This window comes from Vibrio sp. V31_P5A7T61 (genome assembly GCF_009904895.1).
GTDB lineage: Bacteria > Pseudomonadota > Gammaproteobacteria > Enterobacterales > Vibrionaceae > Vibrio > Vibrio metschnikovii.
This window is the reverse complement of record NZ_WXWI01000054.1, coordinates 12,814-38,251: the sequence shown is the minus strand read 5'-3', so window position 1 is coordinate 38,251 and position 25,438 is coordinate 12,814. Positions and strand designations below refer to the sequence as shown.

General features: G+C 43.9%; 25 protein-coding genes. 3 read left to right on the top strand and 22 right to left on the bottom strand.

The annotated features are described in order from the left end of the window. Positions 1-466: 466 nt before the first annotated feature. The 7 genes from CAG58_RS11970 to CAG58_RS11940 all read right to left on the bottom strand — a co-directional run bounded on the left by CAG58_RS11970 (position 467) and on the right by CAG58_RS11940 (position 8,759). Positions 467-1,243: a phosphoadenylyl-sulfate reductase gene (locus CAG58_RS11970; RefSeq protein ID WP_004396123.1), complete on the bottom strand. Its 777-nt coding sequence runs from the start codon at positions 1,241-1,243 to the stop codon at positions 467-469. Beyond that, positions 1,236-2,972, bottom strand: a complete 1,737-nt coding sequence (cysI, locus tag CAG58_RS11965) for an assimilatory sulfite reductase (NADPH) hemoprotein subunit (RefSeq protein ID WP_161426593.1) — start codon at positions 2,970-2,972, stop codon at positions 1,236-1,238. The genes CAG58_RS11970 and cysI overlap by 8 nt, the downstream gene beginning before the upstream one ends. Continuing rightward, complete coding sequence (locus CAG58_RS11960) at positions 2,972-4,822, bottom strand: assimilatory sulfite reductase (NADPH) flavoprotein subunit (protein WP_202598288.1); 1,851 nt, start codon at positions 4,820-4,822, stop codon at positions 2,972-2,974. Before CAG58_RS11960 ends, cysI begins: the two co-directional genes overlap by 1 nt. 90 nt (positions 4,823-4,912) lie before the next feature. Beyond that, positions 4,913-5,149 (bottom strand): hypothetical protein, encoded by a 237-nt coding sequence (locus CAG58_RS11955; RefSeq protein WP_040904939.1) that lies wholly within the window; start codon positions 5,147-5,149, stop codon positions 4,913-4,915. A 111-nt stretch (positions 5,150-5,260) separates the two neighbouring features. After that, positions 5,261-5,923 carry a TIGR04219 family outer membrane beta-barrel protein gene (locus CAG58_RS11950; RefSeq protein WP_161426595.1) on the bottom strand — a complete coding sequence of 221 codons (663 nt, stop codon included), beginning with the start codon at positions 5,921-5,923 and terminating at the stop codon, positions 5,261-5,263. Positions 5,924-5,998: 75 nt separating this feature from the next. Next, complete coding sequence (gene dusA, locus CAG58_RS11945) at positions 5,999-7,006, bottom strand: tRNA dihydrouridine(20/20a) synthase DusA (protein WP_158144339.1); 1,008 nt, start codon at positions 7,004-7,006, stop codon at positions 5,999-6,001. 241 nt (positions 7,007-7,247) lie between these two features. Beyond that, positions 7,248-8,759 carry an AbgT family transporter gene (locus CAG58_RS11940; protein ID WP_199244770.1) on the bottom strand — a complete coding sequence of 504 codons (1,512 nt, stop codon included), beginning with the start codon at positions 8,757-8,759 and terminating at the stop codon, positions 7,248-7,250. 776 nt (positions 8,760-9,535) lie between these two features. Between CAG58_RS11940 and zur the strand changes: the two genes are divergently transcribed. Both zur and CAG58_RS11930 read left to right on the top strand, forming a co-directional pair. Then, positions 9,536-9,994, top strand: coding sequence for a zinc uptake transcriptional repressor Zur (zur, locus tag CAG58_RS11935; protein ID WP_040904941.1), 459 nt, complete (start codon positions 9,536-9,538; stop codon positions 9,992-9,994). Positions 9,995-10,010: 16 nt separating this feature from the next. Beyond that, complete coding sequence (locus CAG58_RS11930) at positions 10,011-10,472, top strand: chemotaxis protein CheX (RefSeq protein WP_004396129.1); 462 nt, start codon at positions 10,011-10,013, stop codon at positions 10,470-10,472. A gap of 142 nt (positions 10,473-10,614) precedes the next feature. Here the strand turns inward: CAG58_RS11930 and pgi are convergent, their stop codons facing one another. The 3 genes from pgi to CAG58_RS11915 form a co-directional block, all read right to left on the bottom strand. Further along, positions 10,615-12,267, bottom strand: coding sequence for a glucose-6-phosphate isomerase (gene pgi / locus CAG58_RS11925; RefSeq protein WP_161426571.1), 1,653 nt, complete (start codon positions 12,265-12,267; stop codon positions 10,615-10,617). A gap of 216 nt (positions 12,268-12,483) precedes the next feature. Beyond that, a complete protein-coding gene (gene alr, locus CAG58_RS11920; protein ID WP_202598287.1) occupies positions 12,484-13,581 on the bottom strand; it encodes an alanine racemase in 1,098 nt (365 codons plus the stop codon). A 4-nt stretch (positions 13,582-13,585) separates the two neighbouring features. Further along, positions 13,586-14,992 (bottom strand): replicative DNA helicase, encoded by a 1,407-nt coding sequence (locus CAG58_RS11915; protein WP_158137745.1) that lies wholly within the window; start codon positions 14,990-14,992, stop codon positions 13,586-13,588. A gap of 173 nt (positions 14,993-15,165) precedes the next feature. Between CAG58_RS11915 and CAG58_RS11910 the strand changes: the two genes are divergently transcribed. Continuing rightward, positions 15,166-15,930: a DUF481 domain-containing protein gene (locus CAG58_RS11910; RefSeq protein ID WP_161426573.1), complete on the top strand. Its 765-nt coding sequence runs from the start codon at positions 15,166-15,168 to the stop codon at positions 15,928-15,930. Positions 15,931-16,048: 118 nt separating this feature from the next. Here CAG58_RS11910 and rplI read toward each other — a convergent pair whose 3' ends face one another. The 12 genes from rplI to fkpA all read right to left on the bottom strand — a co-directional run bounded on the left by rplI (position 16,049) and on the right by fkpA (position 25,420). Beyond that, positions 16,049-16,498 (bottom strand): 50S ribosomal protein L9, encoded by a 450-nt coding sequence (rplI, locus tag CAG58_RS11905; RefSeq protein WP_004396134.1) that lies wholly within the window; start codon positions 16,496-16,498, stop codon positions 16,049-16,051. A gap of 33 nt (positions 16,499-16,531) precedes the next feature. Then, positions 16,532-16,759 carry a 30S ribosomal protein S18 gene (rpsR, locus tag CAG58_RS11900; protein WP_000090472.1) on the bottom strand — a complete coding sequence of 76 codons (228 nt, stop codon included), beginning with the start codon at positions 16,757-16,759 and terminating at the stop codon, positions 16,532-16,534. Positions 16,760-17,048: 289 nt separating this feature from the next. Further along, positions 17,049-17,417, bottom strand: a complete 369-nt coding sequence (gene rpsF / locus CAG58_RS11895) for a 30S ribosomal protein S6 (RefSeq protein ID WP_004396135.1) — start codon at positions 17,415-17,417, stop codon at positions 17,049-17,051. A gap of 597 nt (positions 17,418-18,014) precedes the next feature. After that, on the bottom strand, positions 18,015-19,199 hold the full coding sequence (gene tuf, locus CAG58_RS11890; protein WP_004397651.1) for an elongation factor Tu: 1,185 nt from the start codon (positions 19,197-19,199) through the stop codon (positions 18,015-18,017). Positions 19,200-19,321: 122 nt separating this feature from the next. After that, positions 19,322-21,418, bottom strand: a complete 2,097-nt coding sequence (gene fusA, locus CAG58_RS11885; RefSeq protein WP_004397615.1) for an elongation factor G — start codon at positions 21,416-21,418, stop codon at positions 19,322-19,324. Positions 21,419-21,493: 75 nt separating this feature from the next. After that, entirely contained in the window at positions 21,494-21,964 is a 471-nt protein-coding gene (rpsG, locus tag CAG58_RS11880; protein WP_004397616.1) for a 30S ribosomal protein S7, read from the bottom strand. A gap of 100 nt (positions 21,965-22,064) precedes the next feature. Then, complete coding sequence (rpsL, locus tag CAG58_RS11875) at positions 22,065-22,439, bottom strand: 30S ribosomal protein S12 (protein WP_004397617.1); 375 nt, start codon at positions 22,437-22,439, stop codon at positions 22,065-22,067. Positions 22,440-22,618: 179 nt separating this feature from the next. Beyond that, a complete protein-coding gene (gene tusB, locus CAG58_RS11870; RefSeq protein WP_004397618.1) occupies positions 22,619-22,897 on the bottom strand; it encodes a sulfurtransferase complex subunit TusB in 279 nt (92 codons plus the stop codon). 17 nt (positions 22,898-22,914) lie between these two features. Next, positions 22,915-23,271 (bottom strand): sulfurtransferase complex subunit TusC, encoded by a 357-nt coding sequence (tusC, locus tag CAG58_RS11865; protein WP_154169326.1) that lies wholly within the window; start codon positions 23,269-23,271, stop codon positions 22,915-22,917. Beyond that, positions 23,268-23,675: a sulfurtransferase complex subunit TusD gene (tusD, locus tag CAG58_RS11860; protein WP_337247272.1), complete on the bottom strand. Its 408-nt coding sequence runs from the start codon at positions 23,673-23,675 to the stop codon at positions 23,268-23,270. Before tusD ends, tusC begins: the two co-directional genes overlap by 4 nt. A 2-nt stretch (positions 23,676-23,677) precedes the next feature. Then, entirely contained in the window at positions 23,678-24,394 is a 717-nt protein-coding gene (locus CAG58_RS11855; RefSeq protein ID WP_040905838.1) for a helix-turn-helix transcriptional regulator, read from the bottom strand. Between the two features lie 261 nt (positions 24,395-24,655). Continuing rightward, positions 24,656-25,420 (bottom strand): FKBP-type peptidyl-prolyl cis-trans isomerase, encoded by a 765-nt coding sequence (gene fkpA, locus CAG58_RS11850; protein WP_154169330.1) that lies wholly within the window; start codon positions 25,418-25,420, stop codon positions 24,656-24,658. Positions 25,421-25,438 lie beyond the last annotated feature (18 nt).

The window sequence follows — 25,438 nt, the reverse complement described above, 5'->3', positions numbered from 1 at the left end:
TCCAACAGAACGATAATGAATTGACTGTGCCGATAGTGCTAAAAGCCCTATCAATTTGGTCACTCAGTTCATTGAAACCGAAGTGCTTATTGCTAAGCATTTTGATTATCATCAACGAGTGCCCACACAGATTGATTGGTTTAAATTGTTAAAGAGCTGGCTTGCGAATCTCTCGTTGAGCTTCGAAGCGGAGGTGAATTCTAGCGAGTTAATTTGAAGAGTCAAACACTTTTTCAAATTTTCTTTTTTAGAAGCTTTCCCTCAACCAACACTGCCTGAAGCCTTGCGGCGTCTGCCGTGTCAGTGAGGTCGCATTATAGAGATCCGTTTAATCTTGGCAAGCTTTATTTAACGAAAATAGTCAAAATAATGCTTAAAGGGGACTTTTTTAGCCAAAGCCTTATTTATCCCACTTTATCAAGACGAAACAAACACGTTACCCACAGAGTTATGCACATTAACCTAATTATATGCCTGAACCATTCACTTCTTTTGCCTCTTCATGAAGGCCACACTCTCTTTTCAAACCGAAAAATCGAGTTTCTTCTTCACTCATTCCTGGTTTCCATTGGCGAGTGGTATGCCAGTCACCAACCGAAAGATAGCCTTGCTCCCATAATGGATGGTAAGGAAGGTTATTTTCTTTTAAATAATAATGCACATCTTTATTACTCCAGTCGATCACTGGTAAAAATTTAAAAACATTATTTTGAATCGACAGAATCGGCAAGTTGGCTCTCGATTGAGACTGCTCGCGACGTAAACCAGAAAACCAAGTACCGACCGATAAGTTGCTTAAAGCACGACGCATAGGCTCAACTTTATTTATTTGGTTATAACGGCTGATGCCATCAATCCCCTGCTCCCAAAGTTTGCCATACTTAGCTTCTTGCCAAGCTGGTGTGATCTCGGCACGAGTAACATGCAAATTCAGGTTTAGGCTTTCGATTAATTGGTCTATGAATTGATAGGTTTCTGGGAACAAATAGCCGGTATCGGTCAAAATAACTGGAATGCCAGGCTTAATATCCGATACCAAGTGCAACATCAGAGCAGCCTGAATACCAAAACTCGATGATAAAACATGAGTGCCCGATAGATTCTCTAAAGCCCATGCAACGCGCTGCTGAGCGGTCAGTGTCTCAAGATAGCCATTTAACTCGGCAAGGTAGAGCGTTTGCTCGACCTTACTCAATGTTAATAGATGCTCAAGCTCGAGGGTTAAAATAGGATGCTTAGGCATAAAAATCCCTCTTAGAGATAACCACCTCTTCTATAATTCCGACACGAATAGTAAAGTCACCAAATCCTTCATCAGCATTTCGCTCATGTGCCCAGCGATCAATCAATACATCAAGCTCTTGTAAAATCTGTTGGTCAGTGATGTTCTCTTTATACATTTTAGGGATGCGCGTTCCCGCTCGATTGCCCCCTAAATGAAGATTGTAACGCCCCGGCGCTTTGCCAACTAAGCCGACTTCAGCAAGCATCGCCCGCCCACATCCATTAGGACACCCTGTAACACGCAAGATAATATTGTCTTCTTTTGGTAAGCCATGTTTGTTCAGAAGGTTCTCAACACCCGTGACAAACTGAGGCAAAAAGCGCTCAGCTTCGGCCATCGCCAATGGACAAGTTGGGAATGACACACAGGCCATCGAATTCTTACGCTGCTCGCTGACCTGATCATTGATTAAACCATGTAGCCGAGCGATCTGTTCAATCTCTGCTTTATCTTCCGCTGCCACGCCAGCGACAATCAGATTTTGATTGGCTGTCATACGAAAATCACCCTGATGGATCTTAGCGATTTCAGCGACACCGGTTTTCAATGGTTTACCTGGGAAGTCCAATAAACGGCCATTTTCAATAAACAGCGTTAGGTGATGCTTACCGTCAATACCTTCTATCCAACCGATGCGATCGCCACGTTCGGTAAATTGATAGGGACGACTTGGCGCAAATTGAATACCTGCACGTTTTTCAACTTCAGCTTTAAAGACCTCAACACCCACTCTATCTAAAGTGTATTTGGTTTTGGCGTTTTTACGATTAGAGCGGTTACCCCAGTCACGCTGAGTTGTGACCACTGCTGCTGCAACCTCTAAGGTTTTCTCTAAAGGAATAAAGCCAAAATCATCCGCACGGCGCGGATAGGTTGACGTATCGCCATGCGTCATCGCCAAACCGCCGCCCACCAGCACATTGAAACCAACTAATTTGCCATGCTCAGCAATCGCGACGAAATTCAGATCGTTGGCATGAACGTCGACATCATTTTGCGGCGGGATCACCACTGTCGTTTTAAACTTACGTGGTAGATAGTGCTGACCTAAAATCGGCTCATCATCTTCTGTCGTTTCTACTTTTTCACCGTCCAACCAAATTTCGGCGTAAGCGCGAGTTTTCGGTAATAGATGTTCACTGATTTTTTTCGCCCACTGATAAGCTTCTTGGTGCAATTCAGATTCAACAGGGTTTGAAGTACACAACACATTGCGGTTCACATCACCAGCCGTAGCAATCGAATCAATACCAATGCTATTCAGCGTTTGGTGCATCAACTTAATATTAGGCTTTAACACGCCATGAAACTGAAACGTCTGCCGCGTAGTTAAACGAATGCTGCCATAAAGAGAATGCTCACTAGCAAACTTATCTATCGCCAACCACTGCTGAGGAGTAATAATCCCTCCCGGCATACGAGCTCGTAACATCACATTATGTAGAGGCTCTAATTTTTGCTTGGTTCGTTCGTTACGAATATCGCGATCATCTTGCTGATACATACCGTGAAAACGGATCAACTGAAAATTATCCGCGCTAAATCCACCGGTAATACGATCTTGCAGATCCTGCTCGATCGTACCCCGTAAAAAATTACTTTCTCGCTTTAAACGCTCGTTATCCGAGAATGGCCCCAATACTTGGCCTAATACTTCTTGCTGTGGCGATTGTGGTTTAGTGCCCATTAGTAAACATCCCTTTGGTAACGCTTCGCTTTACGTAAATCATTAATAAATTGTTCTGCTTGATCTTTGTCTAAACCACCTTGCTGGATGGCAATCGTAATCAGAGCTTGATGAACATCTTTCGCCATATACTGAGCGTCGCCACACACATAAAGGTAAGCTCCTTGTTCAATCCATTGCCAAACTTGCTCAGCTTGTTCTAACAAACGATGCTGCACATAAACTTTTTCATGCTGATCTCGGCTGAATGCCACATCCAAACGGGTTAATAGGCCAGACTTCAAATATTTCTGCCACTCAAGCTGATAGAGAAAATCTTGGGTAAAGGTGCGATCGCCAAAAAATAACCAGTTTTTCCCCGGCGCAGCCCGATTATCTCGCTCTTGAATAAAACTGCGGAAAGGCGCAATCCCGGTTCCGGGGCCAATCATAATAATTGGCGTATTATCATCTTCTGGGAGTTTGAAATGGTTATTGGCTTCTACAAAGATTTTTACCTGCTCGCCTTCAGCCAATTGATGAGCAATAAAGCTCGATGCACCACCTTGACGCCGCTCGTCGTTAACCGGATATTCAACCACGGCAACAGTAAGATGTACTTCTTCATCAACTTCTCGTTGGCTAGAAGCGATTGAATATAATCGAGGGGTTAATCGGCGCAGTACACCGATCAACTGATCAGCCGACAAGGCACATTTTTTCTCTTTTAATACATCAATAATTTGCGTCTGCGCTGAATACTCACGAAGCTTGTCTTTATTTTCGACCAGTTTTTGCAACTTTTTACTGGCTGACAATTCGGCATATTGACTAATAAACTGAGGGTTAGATGCAGTGATCTCATAATGGTTAACTAACGCATCATAGACAGTGCATGGCGAGCCGTCGACTGCAACCTGCTCATCACCAGTTAAACCCACCAGCGTTAAGATCTGTTGCACTAATTGAGGGTTGTTCTCATACCAGACACCAAGCGCATCACCTGGCTGATAAGTTAACCCTGAATCGGTTAAATCAATCTCGATATGTCGCACGTCTTTTCCGGAATCGCGACCGGTAATTTTTTGGCTAGTTAATAACGTGGCTAGATAAGGATTCTGTTTTGAATAGCTCGCTTGCTTGGCATCAATTTGACTAAGCGGAAGCTGTACAACCTGCCCTTGCTCAGAAGATAGAGCTTGTTGTACCTCTTGCAACGCTTTCGCCTGCCATTCAGCGACTGGTTGCGCGTAATCGACATCACAATCGATGCGTTCAATAAAACGCTGCGCACCTAATTTTTCCAAAAACAGGTCAAAATCTTTGCCCGTTTGACAGAAAAATTCGTAGCTCGAGTCTCCTAAGCCAATCACGCCGTATTTTAAGTGCGGTAATTTAGGTGCTTTTTTAGATTGTAAAAACTCATGCAAGACCAATGCATTATCAGGCGCTTCTCCTTCACCATTGGTTGAAGCGACAATAATCACGTGCGTTTCTTTCGCCAGATCTTTGCCTTTGTAATCGCTGGCATCAAATAGCTTAACTGCAATACCCAATGATTGAGCCTCTTGCTCAAGTTGTTGAGCTACGCCTTTGGCATTACCGGTTTGCGAAGCAAAAATGATCGTTAATTGGCCTTGTGGCGTCGAAGTTATTGATAGAGCTTGAGACACCGCAGCACCAACACGGTTAGTAGGCGCTTGACTTAACCCCCAGAAATAACCGCTCAACCAAGCCAATTGATGCGGCGATAGTTCCGTTGCCGTTTGCTGCAGTTGTGAAAGCTGAGAGTCGTTGATTGGGCTGGCTAACGATGCCAATTCTTGTGGTAAGGTATTTCCTGAAGACATTGTCACGACGTCCTTATTCATTGCGTGACGATAGATTAACCACTCTCTTTAATAACAAGAAAGAATAGAAGAGAATGTTTTATAACTTTTTGGAAGTAAGAAAGTCACCACTCAATCAAAGCGACTTTCGATTCTGACTTGCTTAAAACCAACCGCCATAGCAGATTTTGAGGCACTATCTAAATCCGTGTAATGGCACTCTTCACCGCTAGCATCGGTGAGCGGCACAAAACCACCTCGTTGGTGACGAAATTCAACAATCCATGTTCCTTCCGCCGATGAGGGTTCAATAATGGCTTCAATCAGCATTTGCTCCCGATACAGATTTCTTAGTTCCGTGATTGTCATGGCTAATCTCGCTTCCATTGCTCATCCATTAGATTAAGCATGGTTTATTTCGAGCAAATTGCGAGTAAGCAGCGCAAATTTTCAGCTAATCCATCGCGAAGTAGTCAACCATCAAAAACGCATTTCAGCACCAATAAACCAGCCATCGACAAACACCAATGATTCGCTAGTTTGTGGTGATTGGGTTGCTAAGTTGGTAAACTCCAAATCAATCACACGATAGCCAGCTTTTAAACTCAATGGGTAAGTTGGGTTATCGATGACATACTGAATACCAGCCGTCATATCTGCGCTTTTAATGCCTTTACTCTCACCAAAATCAATTTGACCAATGATATCAACATTTGAATTCGGGATACTTAACTCTGCATATCCAAACCAATTGAAGGTCAAATCATTAAAGGCATAGTGCTGATTATCTGGCGCTCGGTAGTCCGTGGAGCGATATTGACTGAGCATCACCCCTGCATTAAAACGCAACGCTTGCCTATCAAGTAACCGGTAATACAAGGTGTAATCGTACTTATCAAACGCCACCGTCTGTGCATCAACATGGCTATAACGAAAACTCATGTTCGGCCAATAATCGAGTGAATGCTCGAAAGCTAAAGAGATCACAGGTACTTGCGCCGTCTCATAGCGAACGTTATCAATCTTCGTTTTCCCCCACCACATTTCAGCGCCCACTTTCACACCATACGCTGTCTCTTCCGCTAACGCCGAACTTGAAACGCACACTGCTACGCCACACAAGATGGTTTTGATTCGATTCATGATGATCTCTTCTCCTGATTGCTTGCATTGAATGGTGACGATGGCATTTATGCGTTCGTCAACTACGCCAACCGATTACACATTTAATTCTTGATAAGGAATTTTCGCCAACGCGGTTTCAACAACCTCAACACCCGATCCTGGCTTATGGGCATTTTCACTAATATAACGTCGCCACTGGCGCGCTCCTGGCATACTCTGGAAAAGCCCTAACATATGTCGAGTAATATGCCCAAGATAAGCACCTTGAGTGAGTTGCTGTTCAATATAAGGGTACATCTCTTGAACCACTTGAGAGCGTTTTTTAATAGGCTTATCAAGACCAAAAATCTGTTGATCCGCTTCCGCGAGTAAATAAGGATTTTGATAAGCTTCACGTCCAACCATTACCCCATCAAGATGTTGTAAATGATCTAACACTTCGGTTAACGACTTGACTCCACCATTAATCGCAATAGTTAAGTGAGGAAAGTCCCGCTTAAGCTGATAAGCACGTGGATAATCGAGAGGCGGTATTTCACGGTTTTCTTTCGGGCTTAAACCACTTAACCAAGCCTTACGCGCATGAATAGTGAATTGCTCACATCCACCTTGTTCGGAGACTAACTGCACAAAGCGGGTTAAGAACTCATAAGAGTCTTGATCATCAATCCCAATACGGGTTTTGACGGTTACTGGAATATCCACCACCTCACGCATCGCAGCAACGCAATCGGCAACCAATTGCGGCTCAGCCATTAAACAGGCACCAAACTTACCATTTTGTACCCGATCAGAAGGGCAGCCGACGTTTAGATTAATCTCATCATAACCGCGCTCTTGAGCTAACTTGGCACAATGAGCTAAATCCGTAGGATTCGAACCACCGAGCTGCAACGAGACTGGGTGCTCTTCTTGGTTATAAGTAAGAAAATCGCCCTTACCGTGAATGATAGCTCCAGTGGTCACCATTTCGGTATACAACAAGGTTTGCGAGGTGAGGAGACGATGAAAATAACGACAATGTCTGTCCGTCCAATCAAGCATAGGGGCCACCGAAAGACGATGAGCTTTAAATTTATCAGTGTCAGTAGAAGTAGTCATAGTTTACGTTTGGTTAATAGGCGGTCATGTAAGCCAACAGCTTAGGCTAACTTTTATACGATAAGAGTAACAAAAGTTAGCCAGTATTCCGCAATAAGCGCAGCTTAGCTAAAACGATAATACGAATTTAACCAGACAGGCTGTTATGAAAAATAATTTGCAGATTATACACAAGTGTCGAGCTCATGTAGCAAAAACTCATCAAAGCGCTGGACGATGAACTTTCTCGATGTGGACAAGATTACACCACACCGAGGGGCAGATGAAAAACGTACACCCATAACAGTAGTAATCCTGACCACATAACAAAAAATGCAATACTGTAGGGCAACATCATCGACATCAATGTCCCTAGTTTCGCTTTCGGTTCATATTGCTGGGCAGTGGCAAGAATTAAGCCTAAATAACCAAAGAGAGGAGTAATAATATTCGTCACTGAATCACCGATTCGAAAAGCGACTTGAATGAGATCGACAGACAACCCAGCCAACATCAGCGAGGGGACAAAAACCGGAGCCATTAAACTCCACAGCACCATCGGCGATCCCATAAATAAGTTCAAAAATGCACTAAAAGTGATCAACCCCACAACCAGCATAGGCCCTTTAACGTTAAGCCAAGCCAGTAACTCACTTAAGGTAACAGCCAACAACCCCGATAATTGGCTAAGTTGAAAAATAAAGATCAACTGCGAAGCGAAAAAGATGATGACCAGAAACAAACCCAGCCTCTCCATGCTTTTTTGACAGCCTTTGATAACATCACTCTCCCCCTTAAACGAGCCGGACATAAACCCAAACACCAACCCACTTAAGGCAAACGTTAACGAGACAATAATCGGCAAACCTTTAATCACTTCACTACGAGCAAACATCGTAGGATCGCTCGGCGTTAGCCATCCCGAAGGATGAAGCGTGGCGATAACCATCATCAATACCAATAACATTGCTGCGCCTAATGCGCTAAACATCGCTTTGTCATGACGAGTATCTGGGATCACCTCAATCGGAAAGCCTGTGCAAGAGTAACGCGCTAAGCGTGGCTCAACCACTCGGATAGAAATCCACGTACCTACCAGCACCAACATACCAACACTGGCAGTAAGAAAGTAATAATTGGCTAATGGACTCACCGTCACCATAGGATCAACCAATTGCGCCGCCGAAGTACTGATCCCCGAAAGGACCACATCATAAGTGGTTAAAAACACTGAAGCATGTGAACCACCAGCAACACCAGCAAACGCGGCCGCTAATCCAGCGAGGGCTGAACGTTTTGCCGCGAGATAAGCTCGGCATGCTAGGGGAATCAAAACAATATATCCAACCGCTCCCGCCACATTTGATAGTAAGCCCAATAACATGATAGTTGCGGTCAATTGCCATGTACCAGCATGTCTCACGGCACGTTGCACCGCATAACCAATCAGACCTGAAGCATCCGCAATACCGATACCAATCATCGCAACAATAATGATGCTTAGAGGGGGAAAGGCTGCGAAGGCTTGTAAAGCCCCACCAAGCCATGCTCGTAATCCAAATTCAGAGAGTAAATCCTCGACCGAAGCAACGGGCTGTCCTGGTAATTGATAATGCCATCCGAGTAATGAACCAAATTTAGAAATAACTAAAACCACTACCGTCAATAGAATGAATAATACGATGGGATGAGGTAGCCGATTACCCCACTTTTCAATCCAATCGAATAGGGAACGGTTGGCCCGTGACTTAGGCATCGATAAACTAAAACGCATATAATTTCCCCGTATAAAAAGTCGTCACCACGGTTAAGGTTTTGCTGACCATCATCATCACACATTGATTTTGATTCACACCAAGAATCTCACCATCGAAAAACATCCCACTGACAAGTAAATCAACTCAATAAACACACGAAAATAAAACATCAAATTAACCAATACAATCAATGAGTTAAAATGATAACCATTATAATTCAAGTTGTGATTTATAGTAGTGTTATTCACAACAATAACGCGACTTACTGAAAATCATGGGCAGATCTAGGGTCTGTTTATCTTTCGAGCTGATTTTTGCAGCAGTTTGTGGATTCTTTATACAAGGCAGAGGCTTTGATATGTAGTTACTCTACCTGAGAAGCCGATAACGCCGTAGAAAGGAGCCACAAACGCTGCCCGAAGGGTTCGGCTAAAAGTGTTTTACTCTTTGTTGAGAGGTGTTTTACCTAGAATAACTAGGCTACAAACCTCTCGCCGCGATTAAAACACTTTTATCTCGAACAAAATTTAACCGCGAAAGATAAACAGACCCTAGGGACGACGATAAAGATAACTGGGTAAGGGGATTAAAGGGGGGCTACGAGCATAATCACCACGTTAAGTAGGAAAGTGAATCGCCGATTTTCTTCACTGTATCGTTTTATCGCAAGATGAGGTAAGTTAGGCACTATTTATGACAATAGCGTTCATAGTCAATCAATCACTAATGATTTATTGATGTTCAAAACGATATTTATCTTGAAATAGTATATGATTACTAGAGTCCAGCAATGATGGTGATAGATTTGGACAAGAAGCTTAGCCAACAAATTGAAGAAATATGTGCAGCAAGGGGCGTTCGTCTAACTTCACAACGTAAGCGCGTTTTTGAACTTATCTGCGCCAGTCAAAAAGCATCCAGTGCCTACGATTTGCTTGAAGATTTAAAAGTCAGTGAGCCACAAGCAAAACCACCGACGGTGTATCGAGCCTTAGATTTTTTGTTAGAACAAGGCTTTATTCATCGTGTGGAGTCAACGAATAGCTTTATCTCTTGCTGCTCTTGTAATGCCCATAAGCACTTTTCTCAGCTGTTAATTTGTGACCAATGCGGTAACGTTGTGGAGTTACAAAATGATAATCTGATAACAATGCTGGCGAACAACGCGGAGCAACACGGATTTACAATTACTAACCATGTCATTGAATCTCATGGTATTTGCCAATCCTGTTCTTCAGAAACAAAGAATTAGACTATAGAAGAGAGTTATGCGCGCTGAATTTGTCAATCCGTTCTTAGCGTCTTTGCTAAATGTACTAAAAACGATGGCTTCATTAGAACTGAAGCCCCAAAAGCCTCGCCTCAAAAAAGATGAAATTGCTCGTGGCGATGTGTCTGGTCTTATCGGTATGATCGGGCCTCAAACACGCGGTTCCATGTCGATTACCTTTGATGAGGCTTTAGCCTTACAAATTATGGAAAACATGTTGGGCGAACGACCGAATGGCTTAAATGAAGAAGTCACGGATATGGTCGGGGAAATTACCAACATGGTAACGGGTGGAGCAAAACGCATCTTAGCCGAAAGTGGCTTTGATTTTGATTTAGCGACCCCAGTGGTGGTATCGGGCAAAGGTCATACAATACGACACAAATGCGAAGGTTCGATCATCATCATGCCGTTCTCATCTCAATGGGGAAATGCCTTTATTGAGATCTGTTTCGAGTAAACCAGAGCAAGTCGCTTTGACTTGCCCAGAAAAGAAAAGGGTCGACATTTCACGTCGACCCTTTTGTATATTGGTAATAGCAGACTTATCGACGGCAAATCTTGTTCAAGATCGGCGAAGAGCCAGCCTACTTAGCGTGGTATTAGCCCCGAAAGGCTTTAAACGCATTGATCAAACCATTGGTTGAGCTGTCATGAGAGATAACGTCTTGACCATCCGCCAACTCAGGAAGAATCTGATTCGCTAATTGCTTACCTAACTCTACGCCCCATTGATCAAACGAGAAAATATTCCAAATCACACCTTGCACAAAAATCTTATGCTCATACATTGCAATCAAATTGCCTAAAGTTCGTGGCGTGATCTGTTTAACTAAAATCGAGTTAGTTGGACGGTTACCTTCAAAAACTTTAAAGGGGACTAACGCTTCAATTTCCGCCGCCGATTTACCCGCTTTCAGTAATTCCGCTTTCACTACATCGGCAGATTTACCAAATGCAAGCGCTTCAGTTTGCGCAAAAAAGTTCGACATCAATTTTTGATGATGATCGCTGACGGCATTATGAGTCAATGCTGGCGCAATAAAATCACAAGGGATCAGCTTGGTGCCTTGGTGGATCAACTGATAAAATGCATGCTGACCATTGGTACCTGGCTCACCCCAAATGATCGGTCCTGTTTGATAAGCCACAGCCTGACCATTACGATCAACGTATTTACCGTTCGATTCCATATTCCCTTGTTGGAAATAAGCCGCAAAACGATGCATGTATTGATCGTAAGGTAAAATCGCTTCTGATTCAGCGCCATGGAAGTTGTTATACCAAATACCAATCAGAGCAAGGATCACCGGAATATTGCGCTCAAACGGTGTATCAACAAAATGCTGATCCATCTCGTGAGCCCCAGCTAACAACTCAATAAAGTTATCGTAGCCAATTGATAGAATGATCGACAAACCGATGGCTGACCACAGAGAATAACGGCCACCAACCCAATCCCAGAACTCAAACATATTTTCGGTATCAATACCAAACTCAGTCACCGCCTGACCATTGGTCGACAGCGCAGCAAAGTGCTTCGCCACATGCGCTTGATCGCCCGCGACGTTTAAGAACCAATCACGCGCAGAGTGAGCGTTAGTCATGGTTTCTTGCGTGGTGAACGTTTTCGACGCCACTAAGAACAGCGTGGTTTCCGGATTCACTTTCTTCAATGTCTCAGCAATATGAGTACCATCGACGTTGGACACAAAGTGCATGGTCAGATGATTTTTATACGGCGCGAGCGCTTCAGTCACCATATAGGGACCTAAGTCTGAACCACCAATACCAATATTCACTACATCGGTAATCGCTTTACCGGTGAAACCTTTCCATTCACCCTTGATCACGCGCTCTGAAAATACACGCATCTTTTCTAATACGGCATTAACGGCTGGCATCACATCTTGGCCATCGACCATTACTGGGGTATTACTGCGATTACGTAGTGCAGTATGTAAGACGGCGCGACCTTCAGTTTGGTTAATTGCCTCACCTTGACACATCGCTTGAATGGCATCTTCGAGATGCGTCTCTTTGGCTAAAGCAAACAGGTGTTGCATCGTCTCTTGATTGATTAAATTCTTCGAATAATCAACCAGAATATCTTGACCAAAACGCGCTGAGAAATGGTTAAAACGCTGGTTATCCTCAGCGAACAGAGTGGTTAAATCCATGTCTTGCGCAGATTCAAAATGCGCGGTTAGTGCTTTCCAAGCGTTGGTTTGCGTTGGATTAATGTTTTTCAACATATTCTCTATCCCAATGTTACGGTAGGTTTTATTCCTTATACCTTGCCTATTAGCTAGGTTGGAATCCCTGTTAATGCAAAAAAGAAACTCATCATGGTTCGATAAAGCAGGGTCACTGCTCAATAAACTCATTATCGCTGAGCCATCGTCGCGCGACTTTGAGATAAGTCAGTGAAACCCACATCGGTGGCTCAACTTGTTTAATCACTGACTTGTTTAGCCTATTTTTCCGGTGAGATAATGCATCTCTACTCGAGAGGTCAGTTTGGTCACTAACTCATAACCCACGGTACCAATATGTTCAGCCACTCTCTCAACTGGAAGGTTTTGCCCCCACAAAATGGCTTCATCACCGACGCTATCCTGAGCCTCTGGGCCTAAATCAACCGTCAGCATATCCATAGAAACTCGCCCTGCCATTGGCACAATACGACCATTGACTAACACTGGCGTACCATTAGGTGCCGTACGTGGATAGCCATCACCATAACCAATCGCAATCACACCGATTTTAGTCTCTCGTTGAGCGGTCCATAAGGCACCATAACCGATACTCTCTCCGGCCTTCACCTCTCGAACAGCGATCAGAGGTGCCGTTAAGGTCATGACTGGACGGTATCCCATCGCCTGAGCGTCCTGATGGGCAAAAGGAGAAACACCATAAAGAATGATTCCTGGTCTTACCCAGTCTAGCTGACTTTCCGGCCATGCCAATAATCCAGCCGATGCAGCCAATGAGCGCTCGCCTTTACAACCATCGGTCAACGATAAAAACAGCTCAATTTGTTGGCGCGTGATCGGGCTATCGAGTTCATCAGCACAGCCAAAATGGCTCATATAACGTAGAGGTTTAGCCACATTTGGGCAGCGATGTAAACGCTCAACAAACTCAGCGTGCTGCTCAGGACGCACACCAAGACGATGCATCCCACTGTCGATTTTTAACCATACCGATACTGGCGTGTCTAATTGTGCGCGTTCTAAAGCCTGTAGCTGCTCTTCACAGTGCACGACTGTTTGGATATTGTTGGTCATTAAAACCGGAAGATCGCCAGCAGAATAAAAACCTTCTAAGAGGAGTATTGGCTTAACAACGCCATTCGCTCTGAGTTGCAGAGCTTCTTGAATTCGAGCAACACCAAATGCATCGGCATCTTGAGCGTAGCGAGCAACCTCACGAGAGCCATGACCATAACCATTAGCCTTAACAACCGCCATGACTTTACTACTAGGAGCCTGCTGCTTGATTCTTTGTAAGTTATACTGCAACGCTTGCAGATCAATACTCGCTTTAGCGGCTTTCATGTAGTTCATACTATTATTCATCATCAAACGCTGGGCCTGCGTAGTTGTCAAAACGAGAATATTGACCTTGGAAAGTCAACCGTACCGAGCCTATTGGGCCATTCCGCTGCTTACCAATAATGATTTCCGCAATCCCTTTCATTGGACTATCCGGGTGATAGACTTCATCACGGTAAATAAACATGATCAAATCGGCATCTTGTTCAATCGAGCCAGATTCACGCAAATCGGAGTTGACTGGCCGCTTATCCGCACGTTGCTCCAACGAGCGGTTTAATTGTGAAAGCGCTACCACAGGTACATTAAGCTCTTTGGCTAAGGCTTTTAATGAACGAGAAATTTCGGCAATTTCTAAAGTACGATTATCGGATTGAGAAGGAACCCGCATCAGCTGCAAATAGTCGACCATGATTAAAGATAGCCCACCATGCTCACGAGCAATACGACGCGCACGTGAACGCACCTCTGTGGGAGTCAACGCCGAGCTGTCGTCGATAAACATGTTTTTCTTCTCCATCAGCATTCCCATGGTCGAAGAAATACGCGCCCAATCTTCATCATCGAGTTGACCGGTTCGGATCTTGGTTTGATCTACCCGCGAGAGCGACGCCAGCATACGCATCATGATTTGTTCTGCTGGCATCTCGAGTGAGAATATCAATACTGGTTTATCTTGCTGCATCGCTGCGTTTTCACACAGGTTCATGGCAAAGGTCGTTTTTCCCATCGAAGGACGAGCGGCAACAATAATTAAATCTGAACCTTGTAATCCCGCCGTTTTTTTATTGAGATCAGTGAATCCAGTGTTGACGCCAGTGACGCCATCTTGTGGAGTCTTATACAATAATTCGATACGCTCTAAGGTTTTTTCTAAAATCGTATCAACGTTTTGTGGCCCTTCGTTTTCACTACTACGCGCCTCTGCAATCGCAAATACCTTGCTTTCGGCTAAATCGAGTAAATCTTCCGAACTGCGCCCTTGAGGATCATAACCTGCGTCAGCGATTTCGTTCGCAACACCAATCAAGTTACGCACCAAAGCACGCTCAGCAACAATGTCCGCGTAAGCATTAATATTAGCAGCACTTGGCGTATTTTTAACCAGATCAGCCAAATAGGCAAAGCCGCCAACATCTTCTAACTGTTCGCGCAACTCGAGGTATTCGGAAAGGGTAATTAAGTCCAGCGGTTGCCCAGATTCAAGTAGGCTTTTCACTGCTTCAAAGATTAACCGATGAGGTCGACTATAAAAGTCTTGAGCAATCACACGTTCAGAGACTGTGTCCCAACGTTGATTATCTAGCAATAAACCGCCAATAACGGATTGCTCAGCCTCTAATGAATGAGGAGGAGTTTTCATTGCTTCAACTTGTGCATCGGCAGGTTTACGATTTCGGTTATCTATTCGGGGATCAGCCATCACTTCACTCAGTCACTCTTTTTAATAACCGCTCATTATAGCGAGAATAGAACATTTGTAATTAGGCATCGAAAAGTTTGTCTATGACTTAGATAGAATTAACCTTAATATGACCCAATTTCAAAAACTGATGCTTATTATTCAGCGATTCTATTCTTTGAGAGAGGTTTCATGTGTCCAAAACTTGGCTTCTAAGTCTGGCTCTGTTGACAAGTTTCCATGTCCACGCCAACAAACAGACAAATCGCAGTAAGGACATTAACGCACCCTCACCTTGGCAAAGTCAAATCGAATTTGGCTATCAAGCGCACTCTGGTAACACAGACTCAGAAGCCCTTAATACGCGTGTTAAAGGGGAATATACCCGTGGTCGTCATCGAACCAATGGCGAGTGGCGTTTTTATAAATTAGATAAAAATGGCAAAGAGAATAAACGGCAATCCAGCTACAGCGTACAAAGCGACTATAAGCTAGGTCCTAAAACCTACTTATATGGCAGTTTTAAAGGGTCTGATTCACGCTATAGCGCCTACTTTTCAGATTACACTTGGTCTGGTGGTCTTGGCTATCAGTTTACTCATACCGACGATTTACTGATTGAACTCGAAGTCGGACCGGGCTACCGCTATCAAGAGCCGAATTTGGATAAAATTAGCAGTGGCGACGTCGTCTTCCCACACTTAGTCAAAGAGCCGATTTATCGCGGCAACCTTAAAGTTGAATGGCAAGCACTGAGCAATTTTAAATTACTCACCGATCTAACCTTGGTTGGCGGAGAAAGTAACACTCGCTTTGACAGTGATATCAGCATTATCAACAATATTACCGATGACATTGCTCTTAAAGTAAGTCAATCACGTCAATACCATAACAGAGTCCCTACGGGTTTAAGTAAAGCTGATAGCGTGATATCAGTAAGTTTGATTTTCTTATTCTAACCATCAACACTCAATATCCCACCTCGCCAAACTTATTATCTTCATCGCTAAACAACATAAATTGGACATAAAAAAACACCAGCCTGAGCTGGTGTTTAAACGAGTTTAGAAACTGAAATTATTCAGCAACAACTTGTAATTTCACTGTAGCGAAAACTTCTGAATGAAGTTGAACGCTAACTTCGAATTCACCTGTAGTACGTAGAGCACCTTCAGGTAGACGAACTTCGCTTTTCTCAAGCTTAACACCAGCTGCAGTTACTGCATCAGCGATGTCACGAGTCCCGATAGAACCGAACAGTTTGCCTTCATCACCAGCTTTAGAAGCAATAACAACCGCTTCTAGTGCGTTAACTTGGTCAGCACGAGCTTGTGCAGCAGTAAGTTGCTCAGCAACTTTTGCTTCAAGTTCAGCGCGACGAGTTTCAAACATCTCAACGTTAGATTTGGTTGCCATTACAGCCTTACCTTGTGGGATAAGGAAGTTACGAGCGTAACCAGATTTAACATTAACTGCATCGCCAAGGCTGCCTAGGTTACCGATTTTATCAAGTAGAATAACTTGCATTACTTAATCCTCTTTCTTAATAAACGGTGCCGATTACTGATGCTTGTCAGTATATGGCAGTAGAGCTAGGTAGCGAGAGCGTTTGATTGCACGAGCTAGCTGACGCTGATACTTAGCACTTGTGCCAGTGATGCGGCTAGGTACAATTTTACCAGCTTCAGTGATGTAATTCTTAAGAGTCGCTACATCTTTGTAATCAATCTCTTGAACGCCTTCTGCTGTAAAACGGCAGAATTTACGACGGCGGAAGAAACGAGCCATGGGCTATCTCCTGATCTAAATTTGAAAAATGTTGTAGACGTTAAGTATGGCTATAACGAACACTTTGTTTCGACTGGAGAATGAATCATTCTCTATAGCAATACCGCCTAATACTAAATGATGAGTGAATGCGTTTGACCGTTGCCTACATCCTACGTTAAGGAACCGAAATTCGCTTAACCCAACATGACTTATCACTAAAAGAGGAAGACCACGATTAATAATAAGAGTTAGCTTGATTCAACCTTCTTTAATGATCAAGAACGTTGACTCAGACGGTCATCTGAAATTACTCAGCGTCTGCTTCAAATTTCACTTCTTCACGCTTAGAACGCTCGTCACGAGCTTTAAGCATGATTGAAGGTTCAGTGATAGCAGCTTTAGTACGCATGATCATGTTACGTAGAACAGCATCGTTAAAACGGAATGCAGTTTCTAACTCATCAATCACAGCTTGATCAGCTTCAACGTTCATTAGAACGTAGTGAGCTTTATGAAGCTTGTTAATTGGGTAAGCCATTTGACGGCGGCCCCAATCTTCTAGACGGTGAACTGTACCGCCAGCTTCAGTGATTGAACCAGTGTAACGCTCGATCATGCCAGCAACTTGCTCGCTTTGATCAGGGTGCACCATGAATACGATTTCGTAATGACGCATTGATTTTGCTCCTTACGGATTATTCAGCTTCCAGATTTGGCCCGGTCATCCAAAGGAAGCAAGGAACGAATGAAAATTGACCGAGAATTAAGGAGCGAGAATAGTACAGAATGGCTAGTCGTTTAGCAAGTGAAATATACTTGTCGCAGACTAAAGATAGATAGGCCGTCTAAAGGGAAAGATGAAGAGAATGTGAAAAGAAAAAGACTGAGAAAAGACCGGATTTACAGGCGATAAAAAAGGGAAGCAATGCTTCCCTTTTAATAGTGATAACAAAAGATTATCGAAATTAAGCGATAACTTTAGCTACAACACCAGCGCCTACTGTACGGCCACCTTCACGGNTGGCCCGGTCATCCAAAGGAAGCAAGGAACGAATGAAAATTGACCGAGAATTAAGGAGCGAGAATAGTACAGAATGGCTAGTCGTTTAGCAAGTGAAATATACTTGTCGCAGACTAAAGATAGATAGGCCGTCTAAAGGGAAAGATGAAGAGAATGTGAAAAGAAAAAGACTGAGAAAAGACCGGATTTACAGGCGATAAAAAAGGGAAGCAATGCTTCCCTTTTAATAGTGATAACAAAAGATTATCGAAATTAAGCGATAACTTTAGCTACAACACCAGCGCCTACTGTACGGCCACCTTCACGGATAGCAAAACGTAGACCTTCGTCCATCGCGATTGGTGCAATTAGCTCTACAACCATCTTGATGTTGTCGCCTGGCATTACCATCTCTACGCCTTCTGGTAGAGAAATGTCACCAGTTACGTCCGTTGTACGGAAGTAGAACTGTGGACGGTAGCCTTTGAAGAATGGAGTATGACGGCCACCTTCATCTTTTGACAGTACGTATACTTCTGATTCAAACTTCGTGTGTGGAGTGATTGAACCAGGCTTCGCTAGTACTTGACCACGTTCTACGTCATCACGCTTAGTACCACGTAGTAGTGCACCTACGTTCTCACCTGCACGACCTTCGTCAAGCAGCTTACGGAACATCTCTACACCTGTACAAGTAGTCGTTGTTGTATCTTTGATACCAACGATAGCAACTTCGTCACCTACACGTAGAATACCACGCTCGATACGACCTGTTACTACGGTACCACGACCTTGAATTGAGAATACGTCTTCGATTGGCATTAGGAATGCTTGGTCTACTGCACGCTCAGGCTCTGGAATGTATGAATCTAGCGCTTCTGCTAGTTCTACAATCTTCGCTTCCCACTGCTCTTCACCATTCAATGCACCTAGTGCTGAACCTTGAATTACTGGTAGGTCGTCGCCTGGGAAATCGTACTCAGAAAGAAGTTCACGAACTTCCATCTCTACAAGCTCTAGCAACTCTTCATCGTCTACCATGTCACATTTGTTCATGAATACAACGATGTAAGGAATACCAACCTGACGGCCTAGTAGGATGTGCTCACGAGTTTGTGGCATTGGGCCATCTGTCGCAGCTACAACTAGGATACCACCGTCCATTTGGGCAGCACCAGTGATCATGTTTTTAACATAGTCAGCGTGTCCTGGGCAGTCTACGTGTGCGTAGTGACGTGATGGAGTTTGGTATTCTACGTGTGAAGTAGAAATAGTAATACCGCGCTCACGCTCTTCTGGAGCGTTATCGATTGACGCGAAGTCTTTCGCTTCACCGCCGTATACTTTTGCAAGTACAGTACAGATAGCTGCTGTTAGAGTGGTTTTACCGTGGTCAACGTGGCCGATAGTACCAACGTTTACGTGCGGTTTCGTACGTTCAAATTTTGCTTTAGACACGATCGTGTTCCTTCCTAGTTATGATTCGCCTTAAGTCAAGTGCACTCAAAGCGCGCCAGAAATTGCTATTTTATGCGCCAACGCTCGTTAGCGCAATAGATTCGTTATTAATCAAATAACAACTACCCACGTTCAGCAATGATTGCATCGGCAACATTTTTCGGAACCTCGGCGTACTCAGCAAACTCCATTGAGTAAGAAGCACGGCCTTGGGTCGCAGAACGTAGATCTGTTGCGTAACCAAACATCTCTGAGAGTGGAACTCGAGCACGGATAATTTTGAGGCCAGCATTGCCATCATCCATGCCTTCAATGATGCCACGACGACGATTTAAATCGCCGACTACATCACCCATCCAATCTTCAGGTGTGGTTATTTCAACTTTCATTAGCGGTTCAAGAATGACTGGGTTTGCTTCTAGCGCGCCCTTCTTGAATGCCATTGAGCCGGCGATTTTAAACGCCATTTCACTTGAGTCGACATCGTGGAATGAACCGTCGAAGAGTGTCGCTTTAACATCCAAAATAGGATATCCCGCTAACACACCGTTGTTCATTTGCTCCTCGATCCCTTTCGCTACCGGGTTGATGAACTCTTTAGGAATTGCACCGCCCACGATGGCGTCAACAAAGACAAAGCCTTGTCCTAACTCTGCAGGTTCAACTTTCAACCATACGTGACCGTATTGACCACGGCCACCAGACTGGCGAACAAACTTGCCTTCAACTTCCGCTTGACCACGAATGGTTTCACGATACGCAACCTGAGGTTTACCCACGTTGCAATCAACGCTGAACTCACGTTTCATACGGTCAACGATGATGTCTAAGTGAAGCTCGCCCATACCAGAAATTAGCGTTTGTCCTGTTTCCTTATCCGTTTCGACTCGGAATGACGGGTCTTCAGCCGCTAATTTACCTAGCGCAATCCCCATTCGTTCCTGATCCGCTTTTGAGCGAGGCTCAACGGCGATTTGGATAACAGGCTCAGGAAACTCCATGCGTTCAAGAATCACTTTATGATCTTGATGACAGAGCGTGTCACCCGTGGTGACATCTTTCAAGCCAATAGCGGCGGCGATATCGCCAGCACGAACTTCTTTAATTTCTTCACGTTTATTAGCATGCATTTGTACAATGCGCCCAAAACGCTCTTTCTTTTGTTTGACTGAGTTATAGACCGCATCACCCGAGTTAACCACTCCAGAATAGACACGAATAAACGTCAAAGTCCCAACAAATGGGTCGGTGGCAATTTTAAATGCCAAAGCAGAAAATGGTTCGTTATCGTCAGCGTGACGTTCTACTTCATTCTCGTTCTCATCAATACCTTTGATCGCCGGAACTTCTACTGGCGATGGCAAAAATTCGACAACCGCATCCAAAACCGCTTGCACACCTTTATTTTTAAACGCACTGCCACAAGTGGCAAGAACGATTTCGTTATTCAGCGTGCGCTGACGGAGCGCTTGTTTGATTTCAGCTTCAGTAAGTACGCCGTCTTCAAGGTATTTATCCATCAATTCTTCGCTCGCTTCCGCAGCGACTTCAACTAAGTTGTTGTGCCACTCTTCAGCCAGCTCTAGCATATCATCCGGAATCGCTTCATAAGTAAAGCTCATGCCTTGATCGGCTTCATTCCAGTTGATGGCTTTCATCTTGATAAGGTCGATGACACCTCTAAAATCCTCTTCTGCACCAATATTTAATTGGATAGGAACGGGAGTTGCACCAAGACGATGTTTAATTTGATCTACTACGCGTAGGAAGTCTGCGCCAGTACGGTCCATCTTATTAACAAACACAATGCGAGGAACATGGTATTTATCTGCTTGACGCCACACTGTTTCAGACTGAGGTTCAACACCAGATGAACCACAAAAGACAACCACAGCTCCATCAAGTACACGCAGCGAACGCTCTACTTCGATGGTGAAGTCAACGTGTCCAGGGGTATCAATGATGTTAATGCGATGATCTTGGAATTGTGCATCCATACCACGCCAGAAGGCAGTTGTTGCAGCAGAGGTAATAGTAATACCACGCTCCTGCTCCTGCTCCATCCAGTCCATGGTGGCAGCACCATCGTGAACTTCGCCAAGTTTGTGAGAAAGGCCGGTATAGAACAGAATACGCTCAGTAGTGGTTGTTTTTCCTGCATCTACGTGAGCACAGATACCGATATTACGGTAGCGCTCAATAGGAGTTTTACGAGCCACGATTGTATCCTCTTACTAAGGGAAACCTTAGAAAATATAAATGTGCTGCGAGAGGACCTCGCAGCACAGAAGGTATTACCAGCGGTAATGAGCGAAGGCTTTGTTCGCTTCTGCCATACGGTGAACGTCTTCACGTTTCTTAACAGCAGTACCTTTGTTTTCTGACGCATCTAGCATTTCAGCAGCTAAGCGACCAGCCATAGATTTTTCACCACGCTTACGCGCAGCTTCAACCAACCAACGCATAGCAAGTGCGTTACGGCGAACCGGACGTACTTCTACTGGCACTTGGTAAGTTGAACCACCCACACGGCGAGATTTAACTTCTACCGCTGGACGTACGTTTTCAAGAGCTTGTTCAAAAACAGCCAAGTGATCTTTACCAGATTTCTCAGCCATAGTGTCTAGTGCAGTATAAACAATTTTCTCTGCAGTAGATTTTTTACCGTCAACCATAAGGATGTTAACGAATTTTGCCAGCAGTTCAGATTTGAACTTTGGATCTGGAAGGATCTTACGCTGACCAATAACGCGACGACGTGGCATGGAATATTCTCCGTTGTCTTCTTCAGGTTTTTTCCAAAACTATACAGTTTTTTCAAAATAACAAATTAATTTAGTGTTTGGCCTTACTTAACGGAATCCATTAAGACTTAGGACGCTTCACACCGTACTTAGAACGACCTTGTTTACGGTCGTTAACGCCTGAACAGTCAAGCGCACCACGAACAGTGTGGTAACGAACACCCGGAAGGTCTTTTACACGACCGCCACGGATAAGAACAACGCTGTGCTCTTGTAGGTTGTGACCTTCACCGCCGATGTATGAAGTCACTTCGTAACCATTGGTTAGACGAACACGACATACTTTACGTAGTGCTGAGTTAGGTTTCTTTGGTGTAGTAGTATATACGCGAGTACATACACCACGTTTTTGTGGGCACGCTTCGAGTGCAGGCACGTTGTTTTTTGCAACTTGCTTCACACGTGGCTTGCGTACCAACTGGTTAATAGTTGCCATTAGCTAGCTCCTGAATTTACTTAACGTAAGCTTTATGAAAAATCTAGCCCTGATTGTGATTTGCACAAATAGGGACGCAAAATTCTATGCAGCAGTGAGAGGTGTGTCAAGAAATATACAGATCTTTTTTATCCACCAACATCAGTATGGTGGATACTTTTACGGACACTCGATAAAAATTAAGACCAACTTATTGATTTATCTTCATTTACTGTCATTTCAACAAAATCATTCATCGTGACTTGCTCAATAGAACCTGAACACATTTCTAACCAACCACGAGCAGAAAGATCCTCACGCAGTGCATAGACCGACTTAATGGTCTGTAAATCGGTGAAATAAGGGCTGTTTGGGTTAGTAAGATAAACGGCATTTTCGACCAGCAATAGGCTATCATGAGCTTGAAAATAACGACGAACTAATTTTAGCTGTTGAGGATGTTTAATAATATGCAGCACACGTCTATCCTGTGGTATTAAAAAGTCACAATGTGATCAAAAGATTGCCACATTGCCCCAATAGCTTGAGGAGAAAGTGGCGAGACATCAATAAGTAATGCTTCGCTGGTTAAGCCCCATTCGGCAAGGCTTTGTTCACAGACATAACACGACTCAATCTCATACAAATCGAGCAGTTTGAATGTGCTAATGTAGTCTCGACTTAAAATCGCCTTAGGATCTTGCCCAGAGACCAATTGCAAAACGCCTTCACCGACAAAAAAGACCGCTAAATCATCACTGTAAGCCGATGCCGCGAGCACGGCATCGAGTCCTTCTCGTCCAGCACTGGTGGCGTGAGGAGGAGAATGAAAAACAAAGGCGATTTTCTTCAAAATTGTACCACTCTATCCTCAGTTAATAGCGCTTCTGCCAGCGCTCCCAGCCCCGCTTGTGTCACTCCCATCGCCAAACTCGATGTTGATAATTGATGCTGTTCAGCTTCGCTTTGGCTGACAATACCACGTCGTAACGCTGCAGAAACGCAGGTTTCTAAGCGAATCTGATGCTTCATCGCCATGGCTTGCCATGCTTTCACAAGATCAAATTCATCGTTAGCAGGCACAGTTAACCCCGAACCATTCAGCACACCCTCTTGATAGAAGAAAACACGCTTAATACTATGGCCTTTCTCGAGCACCGATTGAGCAAAAAGATAAGCATTACGGGCAGACTGAGTTCCATAAGCTGGACCCGTTACCAATAGAGCATAGGTCAATGGTGTACTTGACTGACTCACGATCACTCATCCTCGGTTTTACGTTGGCGGATATACAAATAGACCGTATGTTTGGAGATATTTAATCGTTCAGCAACACGATTAATCGCATCTTTAATATCAAAAATACCTTTATCATACAACGCCATGACAATCTGACGATTTTTAGTATTGTTTGAGACTGATTTATCGGCATTAATCTCTTCAATAGTCCGCTCAACAGTTTGATCAACCAACTCGACCACATCACTGGCAAAGTTAACCGGAGCAGCAGCCTCTTGAGCTTCTGGTGTCGGCATAAAAGAGTGCAACACCTGTGAAAAAGGCGCATCAAGATTGACGTTAATGCATAACAAACCAATCACTCGATGTTCTCCATTACGAATGGCAACCGTAATAGATTTCATCAATACCCCACCTTTCGCTCTGGTGAAATACGAGCGAGAAAAATTGCGTTCGGAGCCTTCAATATCACGCAGCATTTTTAACGCTAAATCGGTGATCGGCGAGCCCACTTGGCGACCTGTATTCTCGCCATTAGCAATTTTTATCGCCGAAGTATTCAGATCTTCTAACGAGTGCAAAACAATTTCACAAAAGGGGCCAATTAAACTCGCTAAACCATCCACCATCGCTTCATAGGAACGTAAAATCACTTTATCGTGCTCAGTAAATGGCTTTACATGCACAAATTCCATATCCATGAGCATATCGGCGTTAATGCTTTCTGTCGTTGTCACTGTACCTAGACCTTAGAACGTAAAATCAACAAATTGATGTAAGTTTATCAGAAAATTTTAAACCTAGACTAGGCTATCTTACGATGCAGTGACTTAGAACAAATTATACGATGAATATCTCCCTAGCAAAGCATCAGTACTTTTACCATTTGACAAGGGATGATAAAAAAATTGGTTAAACAAGTGAGTTTTACTTATAAAAAAGGCCTGAATCTTCAGGCCTTTGATACTTTTAATAAAAGATGAATGACTATTCCTTATTTATTGCGCTGCATCGCCATTTTCTACTTTCAACAGCTCCACTTCAAAAACTAGAGTAGAGTTTGCAGGAATGGTTGGCGTATCTTGCTCGCCATAGGCTAATTCTGGCGGAATGACGAACTTATATTTAGAACCTACTTGCATCAGTTGCACGCCTTCTGTCCAACCAGGGATCACACGGTTTAGCGGGAAAGTTGCAGGCTCACCACGATCGTAAGAGCTATCAAACTGAGTACCATCGGTCAGAGTGCCTTTGTAATGCACTTGTACCGTATCTGTCTCTTTGGGTGACTCGCCTTGCGCTTCAGTTAAGACTTGATAAAGCAATCCTGAATCAGTTTTTTTGACGCCTTCTTGCTTCTCAAACTCAGCGCGGAACGCATCTCCAGCTTGCTTATTGGTGGCGGCTTTTTCAGCCGCTTGTGCTTGCATTGACGCAGCAACACGCTTATCCAACGCTTCTAATGCTTCACGAGTCTGCTGTTCATCCATTTGCGGTGCACCAGCAAAAACATGCTCGATACCTCTCAGCACCATGTCTTTATTAAGATCAATACCAATTTCATTAGGCTTTTCGATACTACTGGTTAAATAATTAGCAAAAGAAACACCTATCGCGTAAGCCGCTTTATCATCCTCTGACTTAAAAGTGACACTTTGAACGGCAACAGAGGCATTTGGGGTAGCCGTTGTCTCTTCTTTCTGACAACCAGCAGCTAGCGCAACCGTAGCGGCAAGCAATGACACTTTAAAAAACGATTTCATTCAATTCTCCAACTTTGT

Excerpts from the sequence above, each read along its gene's own strand:
- CAG58_RS11930 (WP_004396129.1), top strand. The coding sequence starts at position 10,011 with ATGCGCGCTGAATTTGTCAATCCGTTCTTAGCGTCTTTGCTAAATGTA.
- CAG58_RS11955 (WP_040904939.1), bottom strand. The coding sequence starts at position 5,149 with ATGACAATCACGGAACTAAGAAATCTGTATCGGGAGCAAATGCTGATT.
- cysI (WP_161426593.1), bottom strand. The coding sequence starts at position 2,972 with ATGGGCACTAAACCACAATCGCCACAGCAAGAAGTATTAGGCCAAGTA.
- fkpA (WP_154169330.1), bottom strand. The coding sequence starts at position 25,420 with ATGAAATCGTTTTTTAAAGTGTCATTGCTTGCCGCTACGGTTGCGCTA.
- pgi (WP_161426571.1), bottom strand. The coding sequence starts at position 12,267 with ATGTTGAAAAACATTAATCCAACGCAAACCAACGCTTGGAAAGCACTA.
- rpsR (WP_000090472.1), bottom strand. The coding sequence starts at position 16,759 with ATGGCTCGTTTCTTCCGCCGTCGTAAATTCTGCCGTTTTACAGCAGAA.
- alr (WP_202598287.1), bottom strand. The coding sequence starts at position 13,581 with ATGAACTACATGAAAGCCGCTAAAGCGAGTATTGATCTGCAAGCGTTG.
- CAG58_RS11915 (WP_158137745.1), bottom strand. The coding sequence starts at position 14,992 with ATGGCTGATCCCCGAATAGATAACCGAAATCGTAAACCTGCCGATGCA.
- CAG58_RS11940 (WP_199244770.1), bottom strand. The coding sequence starts at position 8,759 with ATGCGTTTTAGTTTATCGATGCCTAAGTCACGGGCCAACCGTTCCCTA.
- CAG58_RS11960 (WP_202598288.1), bottom strand. The coding sequence starts at position 4,822 with ATGAATAAGGACGTCGTGACAATGTCTTCAGGAAATACCTTACCACAA.
- CAG58_RS11950 (WP_161426595.1), bottom strand. The coding sequence starts at position 5,923 with ATGAATCGAATCAAAACCATCTTGTGTGGCGTAGCAGTGTGCGTTTCA.
- rplI (WP_004396134.1), bottom strand. The coding sequence starts at position 16,498 with ATGCAAGTTATTCTACTTGATAAAATCGGTAACCTAGGCAGCCTTGGC.
- dusA (WP_158144339.1), bottom strand. The coding sequence starts at position 7,006 with ATGACTACTTCTACTGACACTGATAAATTTAAAGCTCATCGTCTTTCG.
- zur (WP_040904941.1), top strand. The coding sequence starts at position 9,536 with ATGGTGATAGATTTGGACAAGAAGCTTAGCCAACAAATTGAAGAAATA.
- rpsG (WP_004397616.1), bottom strand. The coding sequence starts at position 21,964 with ATGCCACGTCGTCGCGTTATTGGTCAGCGTAAGATCCTTCCAGATCCA.
- rpsF (WP_004396135.1), bottom strand. The coding sequence starts at position 17,417 with ATGCGTCATTACGAAATCGTATTCATGGTGCACCCTGATCAAAGCGAG.
- CAG58_RS11970 (WP_004396123.1), bottom strand. The coding sequence starts at position 1,243 with ATGCCTAAGCATCCTATTTTAACCCTCGAGCTTGAGCATCTATTAACA.
- rpsL (WP_004397617.1), bottom strand. The coding sequence starts at position 22,439 with ATGGCAACTATTAACCAGTTGGTACGCAAGCCACGTGTGAAGCAAGTT.